This window comes from Pseudomonas sp. MWU349 (assembly GCF_017947325.1).
GTDB classification, from domain to species: Bacteria; Pseudomonadota; Gammaproteobacteria; order Pseudomonadales; family Pseudomonadaceae; genus Aquipseudomonas; species Aquipseudomonas protegens.
This window is the reverse complement of sequence record NZ_JAFEVP010000002.1, coordinates 492657-510202: the sequence shown is the minus strand read 5'-3', so window position 1 is coordinate 510202 and position 17546 is coordinate 492657. Positions and strand designations below refer to the sequence as shown.

The 17546-nt window shown below is 63.9% G+C and carries 15 protein-coding genes; 14 read left to right on the top strand and 1 reads right to left on the bottom strand.

What is annotated here, in order from left to right:
- Positions 1-76: 76 nt before the first annotated feature.
- The 11 genes from edd to KCG88_RS09510 all read left to right on the top strand — a co-directional run bounded on the left by edd (position 77) and on the right by KCG88_RS09510 (position 13460).
- The gene (edd, locus tag KCG88_RS09560; protein WP_047288679.1) at positions 77-1903 is read left to right on the top strand and encodes a phosphogluconate dehydratase; all 1827 of its coding nucleotides are present in this window, start codon (positions 77-79) and stop codon (positions 1901-1903) included.
- Positions 1900-2856: a glucokinase gene (locus KCG88_RS09555; RefSeq protein ID WP_210712282.1), complete on the top strand. Its 957-nt coding sequence runs from the start codon at positions 1900-1902 to the stop codon at positions 2854-2856. Before edd ends, KCG88_RS09555 begins: the two co-directional genes overlap by 4 nt.
- 69 nt (positions 2857-2925) lie before the next feature.
- The gene (locus KCG88_RS09550) at positions 2926-3657 is read left to right on the top strand and encodes a response regulator transcription factor (RefSeq protein WP_015636744.1); all 732 of its coding nucleotides are present in this window, start codon (positions 2926-2928) and stop codon (positions 3655-3657) included.
- Positions 3647-5116: an ATP-binding protein gene (locus KCG88_RS09545; protein ID WP_047337616.1), complete on the top strand. Its 1470-nt coding sequence runs from the start codon at positions 3647-3649 to the stop codon at positions 5114-5116. The genes KCG88_RS09550 and KCG88_RS09545 overlap by 11 nt, the downstream gene beginning before the upstream one ends.
- Positions 5117-5338: 222 nt before the next feature.
- Positions 5339-6598: an AGE family epimerase/isomerase gene (locus KCG88_RS09540; RefSeq protein WP_210712281.1), complete on the top strand. Its 1260-nt coding sequence runs from the start codon at positions 5339-5341 to the stop codon at positions 6596-6598.
- A gap of 116 nt (positions 6599-6714) precedes the next feature.
- Entirely contained in the window at positions 6715-8007 is a 1293-nt protein-coding gene (locus KCG88_RS09535; protein WP_011062871.1) for an ABC transporter substrate-binding protein, read from the top strand.
- A gap of 120 nt (positions 8008-8127) precedes the next feature.
- Complete coding sequence (locus KCG88_RS09530) at positions 8128-9036, top strand: sugar ABC transporter permease (protein WP_011062870.1); 909 nt, start codon at positions 8128-8130, stop codon at positions 9034-9036.
- Positions 9029-9874: a carbohydrate ABC transporter permease gene (locus KCG88_RS09525; protein ID WP_011062869.1), complete on the top strand. Its 846-nt coding sequence runs from the start codon at positions 9029-9031 to the stop codon at positions 9872-9874. The genes KCG88_RS09530 and KCG88_RS09525 overlap by 8 nt, the downstream gene beginning before the upstream one ends.
- Positions 9875-9877: 3 nt before the next feature.
- Positions 9878-11038 (top strand): ABC transporter ATP-binding protein, encoded by a 1161-nt coding sequence (locus KCG88_RS09520; protein ID WP_015636741.1) that lies wholly within the window; start codon positions 9878-9880, stop codon positions 11036-11038.
- A gap of 88 nt (positions 11039-11126) precedes the next feature.
- The gene (locus KCG88_RS09515) at positions 11127-12476 is read left to right on the top strand and encodes a carbohydrate porin (protein WP_047288671.1); all 1350 of its coding nucleotides are present in this window, start codon (positions 11127-11129) and stop codon (positions 12474-12476) included.
- A gap of 129 nt (positions 12477-12605) precedes the next feature.
- Positions 12606-13460, top strand: coding sequence for a D-hexose-6-phosphate mutarotase (locus KCG88_RS09510; protein WP_047288669.1), 855 nt, complete (start codon positions 12606-12608; stop codon positions 13458-13460).
- A gap of 31 nt (positions 13461-13491) precedes the next feature.
- Here the strand turns inward: KCG88_RS09510 and KCG88_RS09505 are convergent, their stop codons facing one another.
- The gene (locus tag KCG88_RS09505) at positions 13492-14352 is read right to left on the bottom strand and encodes a MurR/RpiR family transcriptional regulator (RefSeq protein ID WP_169892262.1); all 861 of its coding nucleotides are present in this window, start codon (positions 14350-14352) and stop codon (positions 13492-13494) included.
- 312 nt (positions 14353-14664) lie between these two features.
- On the opposite strand from KCG88_RS09505, the gene zwf reads away from it, so the two are divergent.
- From zwf to KCG88_RS09490, 3 genes are read left to right on the top strand one after another with little or no spacing between them, the layout of a single operon-like run.
- Positions 14665-16134, top strand: a complete 1470-nt coding sequence (gene zwf / locus KCG88_RS09500) for a glucose-6-phosphate dehydrogenase (RefSeq protein ID WP_210712280.1) — start codon at positions 14665-14667, stop codon at positions 16132-16134.
- Positions 16121-16834, top strand: a complete 714-nt coding sequence (pgl, locus tag KCG88_RS09495; protein WP_047288667.1) for a 6-phosphogluconolactonase — start codon at positions 16121-16123, stop codon at positions 16832-16834. Before zwf ends, pgl begins: the two co-directional genes overlap by 14 nt.
- A 17-nt stretch (positions 16835-16851) precedes the next feature.
- Positions 16852-17517 carry a bifunctional 4-hydroxy-2-oxoglutarate aldolase/2-dehydro-3-deoxy-phosphogluconate aldolase gene (locus tag KCG88_RS09490; RefSeq protein WP_210712279.1) on the top strand — a complete coding sequence of 222 codons (666 nt, stop codon included), beginning with the start codon at positions 16852-16854 and terminating at the stop codon, positions 17515-17517.
- The last annotated feature ends 29 nt before the right edge of the window (positions 17518-17546 follow it).

Here is a 17546-nt window from a genome sequence, read left to right as displayed (position 1 = left end):
GCTGTCCCTGAGCGGTGGCGCGTCTGATCAGCATAGACAAACAGGTCGCCACATCCGTTAGCCTGGAGTTCTACACATGCATCCCCGCGTTCTTGAGGTCACCGAACGGCTTATCGCCCGCAGTCGCGCCACTCGCCAGGCCTATCTCGCGCTGATCCGCGATGCCGCCAGCGATGGCCCGCAGCGGGGCAAGCTGCAATGTGCGAACTTCGCCCATGGCGTGGCCGGTTGTGGCGCCGACGACAAGCACAGCCTGCGGATGATGAACGCGGCCAACGTGGCAATTGTTTCGTCATATAACGACATGTTGTCGGCGCACCAGCCTTACGAGGTCTTCCCCGAACAGATCAAGCGTGCCCTGCGCGAGATCGGCTCGGTGGGCCAGTTCGCCGGCGGCACCCCGGCCATGTGCGATGGCGTGACCCAGGGCGAGGCCGGCATGGAACTGAGCCTGCCGAGCCGTGAAGTGATCGCCCTGTCTACGGCGGTGGCCCTCTCTCACAACATGTTCGATGCCGCGCTGATGCTGGGCATCTGCGACAAGATTGTCCCGGGGTTGATGATGGGCGCCCTGCGCTTCGGTCACCTGCCGACCATCTTCGTTCCGGGCGGGCCCATGGTCTCGGGCATTTCCAACAAGCAGAAAGCCGACGTGCGCCAGCGTTACGCCGAAGGCAAGGCCAGCCGCGAGGAACTGCTGGAGTCGGAAATGAAGTCCTACCACAGCCCCGGCACCTGTACCTTCTACGGCACCGCCAACACCAACCAGTTGCTGATGGAAGTCATGGGCCTGCACCTGCCGGGCGCCTCTTTCGTCAACCCCAATACGCCGCTGCGCGACGCCCTGACCCATGAGGCGGCGCAGCAGGTCACCCGCCTGACCAAGCAGAGCGGCAACTTCATGCCGATCGGCGAGATCGTCGACGAGCGCGTGCTGGTCAACTCCATCGTTGCCCTGCACGCCACGGGCGGTTCCACCAACCACACCCTGCACATGCCGGCCATCGCCCAGGCGGCGGGCATCCAGCTGACCTGGCAGGACATGGCCGACCTCTCCGAGGTGGTGCCGACCCTGTCCCACGTCTATCCCAACGGCAAGGCCGACATCAACCACTTCCAGGCGGCGGGCGGCATGTCGTTCCTGATCCGTGAACTGCTGGAAGCCGGCCTGCTCCACGAAGACGTCAATACCGTGGCCGGACGCGGCCTGAGCCGCTATACCCAGGAACCCTTCCTGGACAACGGCAAGCTGGTGTGGCGTGACGGCCCGATCGAAAGCCTGGACGAAAACATCCTGCGCCCGGTGGCCCGGGCGTTCTCTGCGGAAGGCGGCTTGCGGGTCATGGAAGGCAACCTCGGTCGCGGCGTGATGAAGGTTTCCGCCGTGGCCCCGGAGCACCAGATCGTCGAGGCCCCGGCCGTGGTGTTCCAGGACCAGCAGGACCTGGCCGATGCCTTCAAGGCCGGGCTGCTGGAGAAGGACTTCGTCGCGGTGATGCGCTTCCAGGGCCCACGCTCCAACGGCATGCCCGAGCTGCACAAGATGACCCCGTTCCTCGGGGTGCTGCAGGACCGCGGCTTCAAGGTGGCGCTGGTCACCGACGGGCGCATGTCCGGCGCTTCGGGCAAGATTCCGGCGGCGATCCATGTCAGCCCGGAAGCCCAGGTGGGTGGCGCGCTGGCCCGGGTGCTGGACGGCGATATCATCCGCGTGGATGGCGTCAAGGGCACCCTGGAGCTTAAGGTAGACGCCGCAGAATTCGCCGCCCGGGAACCGGCCAAGGGCCTGCTGGGCAACAACGTTGGCACCGGCCGCGAACTCTTCGCCTTCATGCGCATGGCCTTCAGCTCGGCAGAGCAGGGCGCCAGCGCCTTTACCTCTGCCCTGGAGACGCTCAAGTGAAACTGGCCCTGGTCGGTGATATCGGTGGCACCAACGCGCGCTTCGCGTTGTGGAAAGACCAACAACTGGAGGCGATCGAAGTCCACGCCACCGCGGACTACAGTTGCCCGGAAGACGCCATCAAGGCCTACCTGCGGGACCAGGGGCTGGCCCTGGGGGCCATAGGTTCGGTGTGCCTGTCGGTGGCCGGCCCGGTCAGCGGCGATGAGTTTCGCTTCACCAACAACCACTGGCGCCTGAGCCGCCAGGCTTTCTGCCAGGCGTTGCAGGTGGACCAACTGCTGTTGGTCAACGACTTCTCGGCCATGGCCCTGGGCATGACCCGCCTGCAGCCGGATGAATTTCGCGTGGTCTGCGAAGGCGTTGCCGAGCCTTTGCGCCCGGCCGTGGTGATCGGCCCGGGCACGGGCCTCGGGGTGGGCACCCTGCTGAACTTCGGCGACGGTCGTTACATGGCCTTGCCGGGGGAGGGTGGGCATGTCGACCTGCCCTTGAGCAGTGCGCGGGAAACCCAGCTCTGGCAGCACATTCACGACGAGATCGGCCATGTCAGCGCCGAGACCGCCCTCAGCGGTGGCGGCCTGCCCCGGGTGTACCGGGCGATCTGCGCGGTGGACGGCCATGAGCCGCAGCTCGAGACTCCGGAGGCCATTACCGCGGCCGGCCTGGCCGGCGACCCGGTCGCCCGGGAAGTGCTGGAGCAGTTCAGCTGCTGGCTGGGCCGGGTGGCGGGCAACAACGTGCTGACCACCGGGGGGCGTGGCGGGGTGTACATCGTCGGTGGGGTGATTCCGCGCTTTGCCGATTTCTTCATCCACAGCGGCTTTGCCAAGAGCTTTGCCGACAAGGGTTGCATGAGCGATTACTTCAAGGGCATCCCGGTGTGGCTGGTGACCGCGCCCTATTCCGGGCTCACCGGTGCCGGCGTGGCCCTGGAGCAGGCCCAGGGCTGACGCCGCCCTGGCAGGCGACCCGGCATCAGGCATAATCGCGCACCCTGCCTAACAATAAGGACGGCCCCGGTGAGTTCAGTCAGTAAGTCGATTTTGTTGGTTGACGACGATCAGGAAATTCGCGAGCTGCTGGAAACCTATCTCAGCCGCTGCGGCTTCCAGGTGCGCAGCACCGCCGACGGGGCCGGCTTTCGCCTGGCCCTCAACGAGGCGCCCAGCGACCTGGTGATCCTCGATGTGATGCTGCCGGACGAAGACGGCTTCAGCCTGTGCCGCTGGATCCGCCAGCATCCCAAGCGCAGCCAGGTGCCGATCATCATGCTGACCGCCAGCTCCGACGAGGCCGACCGGGTCATTGGCCTGGAGCTGGGCGCCGACGACTACCTGGGCAAGCCCTTCAGCCCCCGGGAGCTGCAGGCGCGGATCAAGGCCCTGCTGCGGCGCGTGCAGTTCACCCAGGAGCGGGTTGTCGGCGAGGTGCTGTGCTTCGACGAATGGCGCCTGGATGTGATCAGCCACCGGCTGTTCCACAACGATGGCGAGGAGGTGATTCTTTCCGGCGCCGACTTCGCTCTGCTCAAGCTGTTTCTCGACCATCCCCAGGAAATCCTCGATCGCGACACCATCGGCAATGCCACCCGCGGGCGTGACCTGATGCCCCTGGACCGCATCGTCGACATGGCGGTGAGCCGCCTGCGCCAGCGTCTGCGTGACACCGAAAAGCCGCCGCGGCTGATCCGCACCGTGCGCGGCAGCGGCTATCAATTGGCAGCCAATGTGGTTGCCGGCAATGGCCACTGAGGCATTGCGCAGAATGCTGCGGCGCCTGCCGGTGCCCCGTTCCCTGCTGGGGCGGATGCTGCTTTTGACCTTGCTGGCGGTGCTGTTCGCCCAGGCGCTGTCCAGCGTGATCTGGGTTTCCCAACTGCGCGCCACCCAGCTCGAAGGGCTGGTGACCAGCGCCCGCAGCCTGGCCCACTCGATGACCGCCAGCGTCAGTTACCTGCGTTCGTTGCCGGTGGCGTACCGGCCCCTGGTGCTGGACCAGTTGCGCAGCATGGGCGGTACGCGGTTTGTCGTGACCCTGAACGACAAGCCCCTGGGCATGCAGGTGCTGCCCGCCACCCCGCGCAAAGAAGCGGTGTTGCAAGCCGTGGAGCAGGTGTTGCGCCAGTCCCTGGGCAACGACGCGGATATTTCCGTGACCTTCGTCAGCCCCGATGACCTGCGGATCTTCAATGGCGGCCTCAAGCTCGACGAATTGCCGCGCTCCTGGGCCCACTACGCCCTGACCCTGGAACCGGTGAACCCGCCGGTGCTGGTGACCCAGATCCAGATGGCGCCGGGGGAATGGCTGTACATCGCCTCGCTGTTGCCCGAGCCCTACACCAGCCTGGAAGAACAGGGCCTGCCGGCGCAACAGGTGTGGTTCATCCTGCTCACCAGCGGGTTTCTGCTGTTGTTCATCGGCCTGTTGGTGCATTGGCAGAGCCGGCCGCTCAAGCGCCTGGCCCGGGCTGCACGGGACATGTCCCTGGGGGCCGACGTCGAGCCGGTGGCGCAGGGCGGTGGCAGCGAGGTGGTGGAAGTGGGCCGGGCCTTCAACAGCATGCGCGAGCGCATCAGCCGCTACCTGACCGAGCGCAGCCAGCTGTTCAGTGCGATTTCCCATGACCTGCGCACCCCCATCACCCGCTTGCGCCTGCGGGTGGAATTGCTGGAGGACGAGCAACTACAGGCCAAGTTCGGGCGCGACCTGGATGAACTGGAGTTGCTGGTCAAAGGCGCGCTGCAGTGCGTCAAGGACACCGACATCCATGAGAACATCGAGCCAGTGGACCTCAACCAGGTGCTCGATTGCCTGGTTGAGCCTTATCTGGCACCCAACGGCAATGGCCGTGTGACCCAGCAGGGCCGGGCCCTGGCCAGCTACCCGGGCAAGCCCCTGGCGCTCAAGCGCTGCATGGGCAACCTGATCGACAATGCCCTGAAGTACGGACAGAACGCTCACCTGCACATCGAAGACGACGACAGCGGCTTTGTCCTGCATGTCGACGATGAAGGCCCCGGCGTACCGGAGCAGCGCCTGGAGCAGGTCTTCGAGCCGCACTTCCGTCTCGCTGGCCAGCAGCAGGGCTACGGCCTGGGCCTGGGGATTGCCCGCAACATCGCCCACAGCCATGGCGGCGAAGTCAGCCTGCAGAACCTGCGCGAAGGTGGGCTGCGGGTGACCCTGTACCTGCCCCGGACCTTGGACTGAACTGCCGGCCGTTGTAAGCGCTGGCTTGCGTAGGAGCTGGCTTGCCAGCGAAGGCGTCCTCAAGGGCACCGCAGGACTCAAGGGCCTCTTCGCCGGCAAGCCGGCTCCTACGGGGGAGCGCAATGTCACGGTTTGGTGACATTACGCTGGTCCTTCGTTACCTGCGGTCGCAGGCGACTTGATTAGACTCAAGCCTTCGATAAAAACAACAACAGGTCACCCATGGACCCTCTCTCCTTGCCCTTCAGCAGTTGGCTCAATGCCCCTGCACATCAAGCCTGGCTCGCCGCCGAAGGCCTGCGCCTGCTGGATTTTGCCAAGGCCTCACGGCTCCCCGCAGGTTTTGGCAACCTCGATGAACAGGGCCGCCTGCCCAGCGGTGCCCAGGCCGAAACCATGAACACCGCGCGCATGACCCACAGCTTCGCCATGGCCCATATCCAGGGCCTGCCGGGTTATGCCGCCCTGGTGGACCACGGCATCGCCGCCCTCGGCGGGCCCTTGCGTGATGCCGAGCACGGCGGCTGGTTCGCCGTGGCCGGGCAGGCCGACGGCAACAGCACCAAGGCCGCCTACCTGCATGCCTTTGTCGCTCTAGCGGCCAGCTCCGCGGTGGTGGCCCAACGTCCCGGCGCCGAGCGTTTGCTGGAGGAGGCCATCGCCATCATTGACCGGCATTTCTGGAGCGAGGAGGAGGGCGCGCTGCGCGAGTCTTTCAACTGCGACTGGAGTCAGCAGGAAGCCTATCGCGGTGCCAACAGCAACATGCACGCCACCGAGGCCTTCCTGGCCCTGGCCGATGTCACCCAGGACTCACGCTGGCTGACCCGCGCCCTGCGGATCGTCGAACGGGTGATCCACACCCAGGCGGCGGCCAACGACTTCATGGTGATCGAACATTTCGACCTCGCCTGGCAACCACTGCATGACTACAACCGGGCCTTTCCCGCCGACGGTTTCCGGCCCTTTGGCACCACCCCGGGACACGGCTTCGAATGGGCGCGGCTGCTGTTGCACCTGGAGGCTTCGCGGGTGAAGGCCGGCATGCTGACCCCCGGCTGGCTGGTGCAGGACGCGCAGAGGCTGTTCGAAAGCAACTGCCGCCATGGCTGGAGCGTCGATGGCGCCCCGGGTATGGTCTACACCCTGGACTGGGACCACCGGCCAGTGGTGCGCGAGCGCCTGCACTGGACCCACGCCGAGGCCAGCGCCGCCGCCAGCGCCTTGCTCAAACGCACCGGCCAGGCCCAGTACGAGGCCTGGTACCGCTGTTTCTGGGAGTTCTGTGAGGCCCATTTCATCGACCGCAGGCACGGTAGCTGGCACCACGAACTGGGCCCGGACAACCAGCCGTCAGCCCGGATCTGGGGCGGCAAGCCGGACCTCTATCACGCCTGGCAGGCGGTGCTGATCCCGCGCCTGCCGTTGGCCCCGAGCATGGCTTCGGCATTGGCCCAGGTGTCTGTTCCGGGCCTTGTGTAACCATGTGGTGACATTTCCCCATCGCTTCGTTACTCGAATGATCGACTAGGCTGTTTAGACTCGTTTGCAGCGCAAGCACCAGACTTGCATGCATAACAACAAGAAAGGTACTTCAAATGAATGCGATTTCTCGCCTCGCCACTGTCATTTCCCTTGCCTCTCTGTTTCCCCTGAGTGCCCTCGCCGCCGACTCCAAAGGTTCCGTGGAAGTCGTCCACTGGTGGACTTCGGGTGGTGAAAAAGCCGCGGTCGATGTGCTCAAGGCCCAAGTGGAAAAAGACGGTTTCACCTGGAAGGACGGCGCCGTGGCCGGCGGTGGCGGTTCCACTGCCATGACCGTGCTCAAAAGCCGCGCCGTGGCCGGCAACCCGCCGGGTGTGGCGCAGATCAAGGGCCCGGACATCCAGGAATGGGGCAGCACCGGCTTGCTCAGCACCGATACCCTCAAGGACGTGGCCAAGGCCGAGAACTGGGACGGCCTGCTGTCGCCCAAGGTGGCCAATACCGTCAAGTACGAAGGTGACTACGTGGCGGTGCCGGTGAACATCCACCGGGTCAACTGGCTGTGGATCAACCCCGCCGTGTTCAAGAAAGCCGGGATCGACAAGGCCCCGACCACCCTCGAAGAATTCTATGCCGCCGGCGACAAGCTCAAGGCCGCCGGCTTCATCGCCCTGGCCCACGGTGGCCAGCCGTGGCAGGACAGCACCGTGTTCGAAGACGTGGTGCTCTCGGTCATGGGCCCGGAGGGCTACAAGAAAGCCCTGGTGGACCTGGACCAGAAAACCCTCTCCGGCCCGGAAATGGCCAAGGCCTTCACCGAGCTGAAGAAAATCACCGGCTACATGGACCCCAACCGTGCCGGGCGTGACTGGAACATTGCCGCAGCCGACGTGATCGGCGGCAAGGCCGGCATGCAGATGATGGGCGACTGGGCCAAGAGCGAGTGGACCGCGGCCAAGAAGGTCGCCGGCAAGGACTACCAGTGCGTACCGTTCCCGGGTACCGACAAGGCCTTCACCTACAACATCGACTCCCTGGCAGTGTTCAAGCTCAAGGCCGACCGCAAGGGCGATATCGCTGCCCAGCAGGACCTGGCCAAGGTTGCCCTGGGCAAGGACTTCCAGAAAGTCTTCAGCATCAACAAGGGTTCGATCCCGGTGCGTACCGACATGCTCAACGACATGAGTGCCGAGGGCTTCGACTCCTGCGCCCAGGCGTCGGCCAAGGACTTCCTGGCAGACGAGAAGACCGGTGGCCTGCAGCCGAGCATGGCGCACAACATGGCCACTTCCCTGGCGGTGCAGGGCGCGATCTTCGACGTGGTGACCAACTTCATGAACGACAAGGATGCGGACCCGGCCAAGGCCAGTGCGCAGCTGGCTTCGGCGGTCAAGGCCGCGCAGTAATCCTTGAACCCCGCCGCCGGTACGCCGGCGGCTCACCCGTGACTGTCGCCGCCCTGCCTGTGCCCCGGCCCATGCAGCGACGGTGTGCAGCCCGGATTCACTCCTGACTGGGTTATTCCGATGAGCTCTGTGGCGGTTTTCAGCAAAGCCTCACCGTTAGATGCATTGCAGCGCTGGCTACCCAAGCTGGTGCTGGCACCGAGCATGGTGATCGTGCTGGTGGGTTTCTACGGCTACATCATCTGGACGTTCATTCTGTCCTTTACCAATTCCAGCTTCATGCCGAGCTACAAGTGGGTCGGCCTGCAGCAATACCTGCGCTTGATGGACAACGACCGCTGGTGGGTGGCGAGCAAGAACCTCGCGGTCTTCGGCGGCATGTTCATCGCCATCAGCCTGGTGCTGGGGGTGTTCCTGGCGGTGCTGCTGGACCAGCGCATCCGCAAGGAAGGCTTTATCCGCACCGTGTACCTGTACCCCATGGCGCTGTCGATGATCGTCACCGGTACCGCCTGGAAGTGGTTGCTCAACCCCGGCCTGGGCCTGGACAAGATGCTTCGCGACTGGGGCTGGGAAGGCTTTCGCCTGGACTGGCTGGTGGATCAGGACCGGGTGGTGTACTGCCTGGTGATCGCCGCGGTGTGGCAGGCCTCGGGCTTTGTCATGGCGATGTTCCTCGCCGGCCTGCGGGGTGTCGACCAGTCGATCATCCGCGCCGCCCAGGTGGACGGCGCGAGCCTGCCGACCATCTACCTGAAGATTGTCCTGCCGAGCCTGCGGCCGGTGTTCTTCAGTGCCTTCATGATCCTCGCCCACATCGCCATCAAGAGCTTCGACCTGGTGGCGGCGATGACCGCGGGCGGGCCGGGCTATTCCTCCGACCTGCCGGCGATGTTCATGTATTCCTTCACCTTCAGCCGCGGCCAGATGGGCATAGGTTCGGCCAGCGCCATGCTGATGCTGGGCGCCGTGCTGACCATCCTGGTGCCGTACCTGTATTCCGAACTGCGGGGCAAGCGCCATGACTGACTCCCTTGGCAAACCGACCCTGAACTTCAGCCGGATCGCCATCTACGCCACCCTGCTGCTGGCGGCGGCGGTGTACCTGATACCGCTGGTGGTGATGCTGCTCACCAGCTTCAAGACCCCGGAGGATATCCGCACCGGCAACCTTTTGAGCTGGCCACAGGTGGTGGACGGCATCGGCTGGATCAAGGCCTGGGACACTGTCGGTGGCTACTTCTGGAACTCGGTGAAGATCACCGTGCCGGCGGTGCTGATCTCTACCTTCATCGGTGCAATGAACGGCTACGTGCTGTCGATGTGGCGCTTTCGCGGCTCCCAGCTGTTCTTCGGCCTGCTGCTGTTCGGCTGCTTCCTGCCGTTCCAGACGGTGTTGCTGCCGGCTTCGTTCACCCTGGGCAAGTTCGGCCTGGCCAACACCACCACCGGCCTGGTGCTGGTGCACGTGGTCTACGGGCTGGCCTTCACCACGTTGTTCTTTCGCAACTACTACGTGAGCGTGCCGGATGCGCTGGTCAAGGCTGCGCGCCTGGACGGTGCCGGGTTCTTCACCATCTTCGGCAAGATCCTGCTGCCGATGTCGGTGCCGATCATCATGGTCTGCCTGATCTGGCAGTTCACCCAGATCTGGAACGATTTCCTCTTCGGCGTGGTGTTCGCCAGTGGCGACGCGCAACCGATCACCGTGGCCCTGAACAACCTGGTCAACACCAGCACCGGGGCCAAGGAATACAACGTTGATATGGCAGCGGCGATGATCGCCGGGCTGCCGACACTGCTGGTCTACATCTTCGCCGGCAAGTATTTCCTGCGCGGGCTGACGTCCGGCGCGGTCAAGGGGTAAGGCATGGCAACTCTCGAATTACGCAACGTCAACAAGACCTACGGTGCCGGCCTGCCGGATACCCTGAAGAACATCGAGCTGAAGATCGATGACGGTGAATTCCTGATCCTCGTCGGCCCATCCGGCTGCGGCAAATCCACCCTGATGAACTGCATCGCGGGCCTTGAGAACATCAGCGGTGGGGCGATCCTGGTGGACGACGCCGACATCAGTGGCATGAGCCCCAAGGATCGTGACATCGCCATGGTGTTCCAGTCCTACGCGCTGTACCCGACCATGAGCGTGCGCGACAACATCGCCTTCGGCCTGAAGATCCGCAAGATGCCCGCCGCCGAGATCGACGCGGAAGTGGCACGGGTGGCCAAGCTGCTGCAGATCGAGCACCTGCTCACCCGCAAGCCGGGCCAGCTCTCCGGTGGCCAGCAGCAACGGGTGGCCATGGGCCGGGCCCTGGCGCGACGGCCGAAGATCTATCTGTTTGACGAGCCGCTGTCCAACCTCGACGCCAAGCTGCGGGTGGAGATGCGCACAGAAATGAAGCTGATGCACCAGCGTCTGAAAACCACCACGGTCTATGTCACCCACGACCAGATCGAAGCCATGACCCTGGGTGACAAGGTGGCGGTGATGAAGGACGGGATCATCCAGCAGTTCGGCACCCCGAAGCAGATCTACAACGACCCGGCCAACCTGTTCGTGGCCAGCTTCATCGGTTCGCCACCGATGAACTTCATCCCCCTGCGCCTGCAGCGCAAGGACGGCCGCCTGCTGGCCCTGCTGGACAGTGGCCAGGCTCGCTGCGAGCTGCCCCTGGGGCCCCAGGATGCCGGGCTGGAAGACCGTGAGGTGATCCTCGGCATCCGCCCGGAACAGATCGCCCTGGCGGCGGGGGAGGCCAACGGCCTGCCGACCATTCGTGCCGAGGTCCAGGTGATCGAGCCCACCGGCCCCGACACCCTGGTGTTCGTCACGCTCAATGGCACCAAGGTCTGCTGCCGCCTGGCACCGGACCAGGCCCCCGAGGCCGGGGAAACCCTGACACTGCAGTTCGATCCGGCCCGGGTGCTGTTGTTCGACGCCCAGAGCGGCGAACGCCTGGGCGCCGCCGGGGCTCCGGTGACGGAGGCCCGGGGCGGCAATGTGGCGCAGTTCAAGGGGCGCTGAATCCGTGACGGATGGCCTGTCATCCGTCGCCACTGCTGTAAACCGCGTTGGATAAATCGTTAATAACAATAAAGACGAGGATGTAGGGATGAAAAAGCAACACAGCAACACCCGATTGCTCTGCCAGTTGTCGGCGGTAGCGGCCCTGGTCCTGTCCGGCAATGCCATGGCCGATGAGGCGTTCAGCGCCGATTCGAAATGGATGACCGGTGACTGGGGCGGCGAGCGCACCAAGTTGATCGAGCAGGGGATCGACATCAAGGCCGACTACGTCGGTGAAATGGGCGCCAACCTGCATGGCGGTTACAACGACGACAAGACCGGGCGCTACAGCGACCAGTTCGGCCTGGGCGTGGCGTTCGACCTGCAGAAGCTTCTGGGCTGGGACAACACCCAGGCCAAGATCCAGCTGACCAACCGTAATGGCCAGAACATCTCCAACGACCGCATTGGCGACCCGCGTGCCGGCACCTTGAGCTCCTCCCAGGAGGTCTATGGCCGGGGGCACATGGTCCGCCTGACCCAGTTGTGGGTTCAGCACCAGTTCCTCGACGGCAAGCTGGACGTCAAGGCCGGCTACTTCGGCGAAGGCGAAGACTTCAACACCTTCCCCTGTGACTTCCAGAACCTGGCGTTCTGCGGCTCCCAGGTGGGCAACTGGGCCACCGGCATCTGGTACAACTGGCCGGTCAGCCAGGCGGCGCTGCGCATCAAGTACAACATCACCCCCGAGCTGTATGCGCAAATCGGCGCCTACAACCAGAACCCGTCGCAACTGGAGCACGGCAACGGCTTCAAGCTCAGCGGCAGCGGCACCAAGGGCACCGTATTGCCGGTGGAACTGGTCTGGTCGCCCAAGCTCAATAGCCTGCCGGGCGAGTACCGCGTCGGTTACTACAAGAGCACGGCCGATGCCAATGATGTGCGCAAGGACGTCAATGGCCAGGATGCCGCGGACACCGGCGATGCCTATCGCGTGCACAACAGCAAGCACGGCTACTGGTTCGTCGGGCAGCAGCAACTCACCACGCACAACGGTGATGCATCCCGGGGCCTGAACATCGCTGCCAACGCCACCTTCCACGACAAGGACACTAACGTCGTCGACAACTACCAGTCGCTGATGTTCGTGTACAAGGGGCCGTTCGATGCGCGTCCCAAAGATGACGTCGGCATCGGTTTTGCTCGGATCCACGTCAACGACGATGTGCGCAAGAACGCTCAGCTGATCAACGAGGACAACGGCATCAGCAACTACGACAACCCGCTGTACATGCCGCTGCGCGACACCGAATACAACTACGAGATCAACTACGGCTTCCACGTCACCAACTGGCTGACCGTGCGCCCCAACCTGCAATACATCACCCACCCGGGTGGTGTGGATGAAGTCGACAACGCGCTGGTGGCCGGTCTGAAAATTCAGTCGGTGTTCTAAGGCCGTTGCGATAAGCTCCTTCTCTCTGTGCGCATTTTGCGGATGGCCTGGGCCGTCCGCTTTTTTTTGTCGGGCCGGCGCCGCCCCTCATGAGTAGCGAGACAGCATTGATTTTCAGGACTGCGGCCCATGCATGAGCATCCGCTACAACGCTTTTTCAGATCCTTGCGCGAGCGCCCGGTGTTTGCCTGGGAGCGCTATCAACTGCGTGACGTGCTGGTGATCGATCACCCGCTGTGCCAGGCCGTGTTCAGTCGTCAGGGGGCCCAGTTGCTGCACTTCCAGCCGGCCGGACAAAAGCCCTGGCTGTGGTGTGCGGCGAAGTGGCCGCAGGTGGGGGCGATCCGTGGCGGAGTGCCGGTGTGCTGGCCCTGGTATGGGCGCCATCCCAGCGAAAATGCCTGGCCTTCCCATGGCTGGGCGCGGCTGCTGGACTGGAAGCTGCTGGACAGCGGCAGTGATGAAGAGGGCGTGCGCCTGCACTGGCAATTGCAGTTGTGCGACTGGAAGGTCGACTTGCATGCGCACCTAGGCCAGAGCATGGACCTGCGCCTGAGCACCGAGCACCAGGACACCGAACCCTGCCAGTTGAGCCAGGCTCTGCACGCCTACTGGCGTATTGGTGATGTTGGTGAGATAGCGCTGTCTGGGCTCGATGGCGCCCAGGGTTATGACCAGTTGAACCGTCAGGTCTGCCAGCAGCAGGGCGAGTTGCGGGTCGAGGGCGGTTGCCAGCGGGTGTTCCAGCACGAGGGTGAGTTGCAGCTCAAGGATCACGCCTGGCAGCGCGAGTTGTGCATCGATACCGGTGACGACGCCGACACCGTGGTCTGGCACCCCGGCACCCGGCCGCTGCTGGGGGTGAGCTGGAACGAGGTGTCACGGTTCGTCTGTGTCGAAGCGGCTGTGGGGGGCACCGACAGCCTGCGCCTGGCACCCGGGGAGCAGGCGCACCTGAGCTTGCAGGCGCGCGCTGCAGGGTAGGGAGCCGGCTGGCCGGCGAACCGGCCCGGCTTCAGTTGAACTCGTCGCCCACCGGGTAGCGGCTGGCGTTGAGGCTTTCCTTGATCTTGCGCAGGTGTGGCTGGAAGTCCACGCCGCGGCGCAGGGTCATGCCGGTGGCCAGCACGTCGAGCACGGTGAGCTGGATGATCCGCGAGGTCATCGGCATGTAGATGTCGGTGTCTTCCGGTAGCGGGATGTTCAGGCTCAAGGTACTGGCCTTGGCCAGTGGCGAGTTTTCTGCGGTCAGCCCCAGCACCGAGGCGCCGTTTTCCCGTGCGATACGCGCCACTTCCACCAGTTCGCGGGTGCGGCCGGTGTAGGAAATGATCACGAACAATTCGCCGGTATGAGCCACCGACGCGATCATCCGTTGCATCAGCACATCGGCGTGGGCGGTGACGGCGAGATTGAAGCGGAAGAACTTGTGCTGGGCGTCCAGGGCCACTGGGGCCGAGGCGCCCAGACCGAAGAAGTGGATCTGCCGGGCCTGGATCAACAAGTCCACGGCCTTGCTGATCAGGTTCGGGTCCAGGGCCTGGCAGGCGCTGTCCAGGGAGGCGATGGCGCTGCCGAAAATCTTTTGCGTGTAGGCTTCGGGGTTGTCGTCGGCCTCTACGGCACGGCTGACATAGGCCGCGCCGCTGGCCAGGCTCTGGGCCAGTTGCAGCTTGAGTTCCGGGTAGCCGCTGACGCCAAAGGAGCGGCAGAAGCGATTGACCGTCGGTTCGCTGACCGAGGCAGCCTGGGCCAGGGCGGCGATGCTGAAGCGAGTCGCCTGCTGCGGGTTGAGCAGGATGACTTCGGCGACTTTACGTTCCGCCTTGTTCAGTTCTTCAAGACGGTTCTGGATCTGCTCCAGAAGGTTTCGCACTCGGTCCATTAAGGTTTCCTAGATCGGCTAGACAGGCGCTGCGGGCAGGGCCGGGAAGCGGTCAATCGAGCAAGGCGCGCCGACGGATTGTCGGTGCAGGCCTTTTGAGCTTGCTGCGATTGCGCTGCGCACCGGGTCGCTGGCGCGCCTGCAATGCGAAGTTGAGAGGTGGCCTATCCTACTGATGGCCCGGATCGACCACCACCTGGAATCTGTATTTTGTAAAAATGTTGTGTTTATTACTACATTTTTCCTTGAGTGATGCCTTGAAAAAAGGTATTTGTAGCTTAACTTGATAAAAGAACAAACATCATGCCTTCGATAATGGTTGAACCCTGCACCTTTGCCTTATTTGGCGCGCTGGGCGATCTGGCGCTGCGTAAGCTGTTTCCTGCCCTGTACCAACTCGATGCCGCCGGTTTGCTGCATGACGACACGCGCATTCTGGCCCTGGCCCGCGAGCCTGGCAGCGAGCAGGAACACCTGGCGAATATCGAAACCGAGCTGCACAAGTATGTCGGCGACAAGGATATCGACAGCCAGGTCCTGCAGCGTTTTCTCGCCCGCCTGAGCTACCTGCATGTGGACTTCCTCAAGGCCGAGGACTACGTCGCCCTGGCCGAACGTGTCGGCAGCGAGCAGCGCCTGATTGCCTACTTCGCCACGCCGGCGGCGGTGTATGGCGCGATCTGCGAAAACCTCTCCCGGGTCGGGCTCAACCAGCACACCCGTGTGGTTCTGGAAAAACCCATCGGCTCGGACCTGGATTCATCACGCAAGGTCAACGACGCGGTGGCGCAGTTCTTCCCGGAAACCCGCATCTACCGGATCGACCACTACCTGGGCAAGGAAACGGTGCAGAACCTGATTGCCCTGCGTTTCGCCAACAGCCTGTTCGAAACCCAGTGGAACCAGAACTACATCTCCCACGTGGAAATCACCGTGGCCGAGAAGGTCGGCATCGAAGGCCGCTGGGGCTATTTCGACAAGGCCGGCCAACTGCGGGACATGATCCAGAACCACTTGCTGCAACTGCTCTGCCTGATCGCCATGGACCCGCCGGCCGACCTTTCGGCCGACAGCATCCGCGACGAGAAGGTCAAGGTACTCAAGGCCCTGGCGCCCATCAGCCCGGAAGGCCTGACCACCCAGGTGGTGCGCGGCCAGTACATCGCCGGCCACAGCGAAGGCCAGTCGGTGCCGGGCTACCTGGAGGAAGAAAACTCCAACACCCAGAGCGACACCGAGACCTTCGTCGCCCTGCGCGCCGATATCCGCAACTGGCGCTGGGCCGGTGTGCCGTTCTACCTGCGCACCGGCAAGCGCATGCCACAGAAGCTGTCGCAGATCGTCATCCACTTCAAGGAACCCTCGCACTACATCTTCGCCCCCGAGCAGCGCCTGCAGATCAGCAACAAGCTGATCATCCGCCTGCAGCCGGACGAAGGTATCTCGTTGCGGGTGATGACCAAGGAGCAGGGCCTGGACAAGGGCATGCAACTGCGCAGCGGTCCGTTGCAGCTGAATTTTTCCGATACCTATCGCAGTGCACGGATCCCCGATGCCTACGAGCGGTTGTTGCTGGAAGTGATGCGCGGCAATCAGAACCTGTTTGTGCGCAAAGATGAAATCGAAGCCGCGTGGAAGTGGTGTGACCAGTTGATTGCCGGGTGGAAGAAATCCGGCGATGCGCCCAAGCCGTACGCGGCCGGGTCCTGGGGGCCGATGAGCTCCATTGCACTGATCACGCGGGATGGGAGGTCTTGGTATGGCGATATCTGATTTGCAATTGCCGGCGGGCGTGCGCGCCCACGAATTCCGCAGCCCCACGCTGCTGGCTGAAGGCCAGGCGCTGAAGGTCGCCGAGCTGCTGCGCGAGGCCATTGCCGCGCGCGGCAACGCCACCCTGGTGGTGTCCGGTGGCCGCAGCCCGGTGGCGTTTTTCCAGGCCCTGGTGAAGCAGGAGCTGGATTGGTCCAAGGTGCTGATCACCCTGGCGGACGAGCGCTGGGTGCCGGTGGAGCATGCCGACAGCAACGCGGGCCTGCTCAAGCGCTACCTGCTCCAGGGGCCAGTGGCCAAGGCTCGCTTCCTCGGCCTCTACAGTGCGGCGGCCAATCTTGAAGAGGCTGCCCAGCAAGCCGACAGTCTGCTGGCGGAACTGCCGGGCATCGATGTGCTGGTACTGGGCATGGGGGATGACGGCCACACCGCATCGCTGTTCCCCAACAGCCCGAACCTGGCTGAAGCGCTCAAGGCCGATGGCACTCGTCGCTGCTGGCCGATGCTGGCGCCCAGCGTGCCCCATCAGCGCCTGAGCATGAGCCGGGCACTGCTGGCCTCGGCCCGCAACAGCCTGTTGTCGATTTCCGGTCAGTCCAAGCTGACCACCCTGAGCGCCGCACTGGCTGGTGACGCTGTCGCCGAAATGCCGATTCGCGCCTTCCTGCAAACCCCGTTAGAGATTTACTGGTGCCCATGAGCCAAGGATCAGCCGCTATGACAAACCTCGCCCCGACCGTTTCCATGGCGGACAAAGTTGCCCTGATCGACAGCCTCTGCGCCAAGGCGCGGATCCTGCCGGTGATCACCATTGCCCGCGAGCAGGATGTCCTGCCGCTGGCCGATGCCCTGGCGGCCGGCGGCCTGACCGCCCTGGAAGTGACCCTGCGTTCGCAGTTCGGCCTCAAGGCGATCCAGATCCTGCGCGAGCAGCGCCCGGAGCTGGTGACCGGCGCCGGTACTGTGCTCGACCCGCTGATGCTGGTGGCGGCGGAGGCGGCAGGTTCGCAGTTCATCGTCACCCCGGGGATCACCCGCGACCTGCTGCAAGCCAGCGTGGCCAGCCCGATTCCCCTGCTGCCGGGGATCAGCAATGCCTCCGGGATCATGGAGGGGTATGCCCTGGGCTACCGCCGCTTCAAGCTGTTCCCGGCGGAAGTCAGTGGTGGCGTGGCGGCGATCAAGGCCCTGGGCGGGCCGTTCGGCGAGGTCAAGTTCTGCCCTACCGGCGGCGTCGGCCCGGCCAATATCAAGAGTTACATGGCGCTCAAGAATGTGATGTGTGTCGGCGGTAGCTGGATGCTCGATCCCGAGTGGATCAAGAACGGCGACTGGGCACGGATCCAGGAGTGCACGGCCGAGGCCCTGGCCCTGCTGGACTGAAGGTTCTACCCGATTCGTTGGTGTGTTCT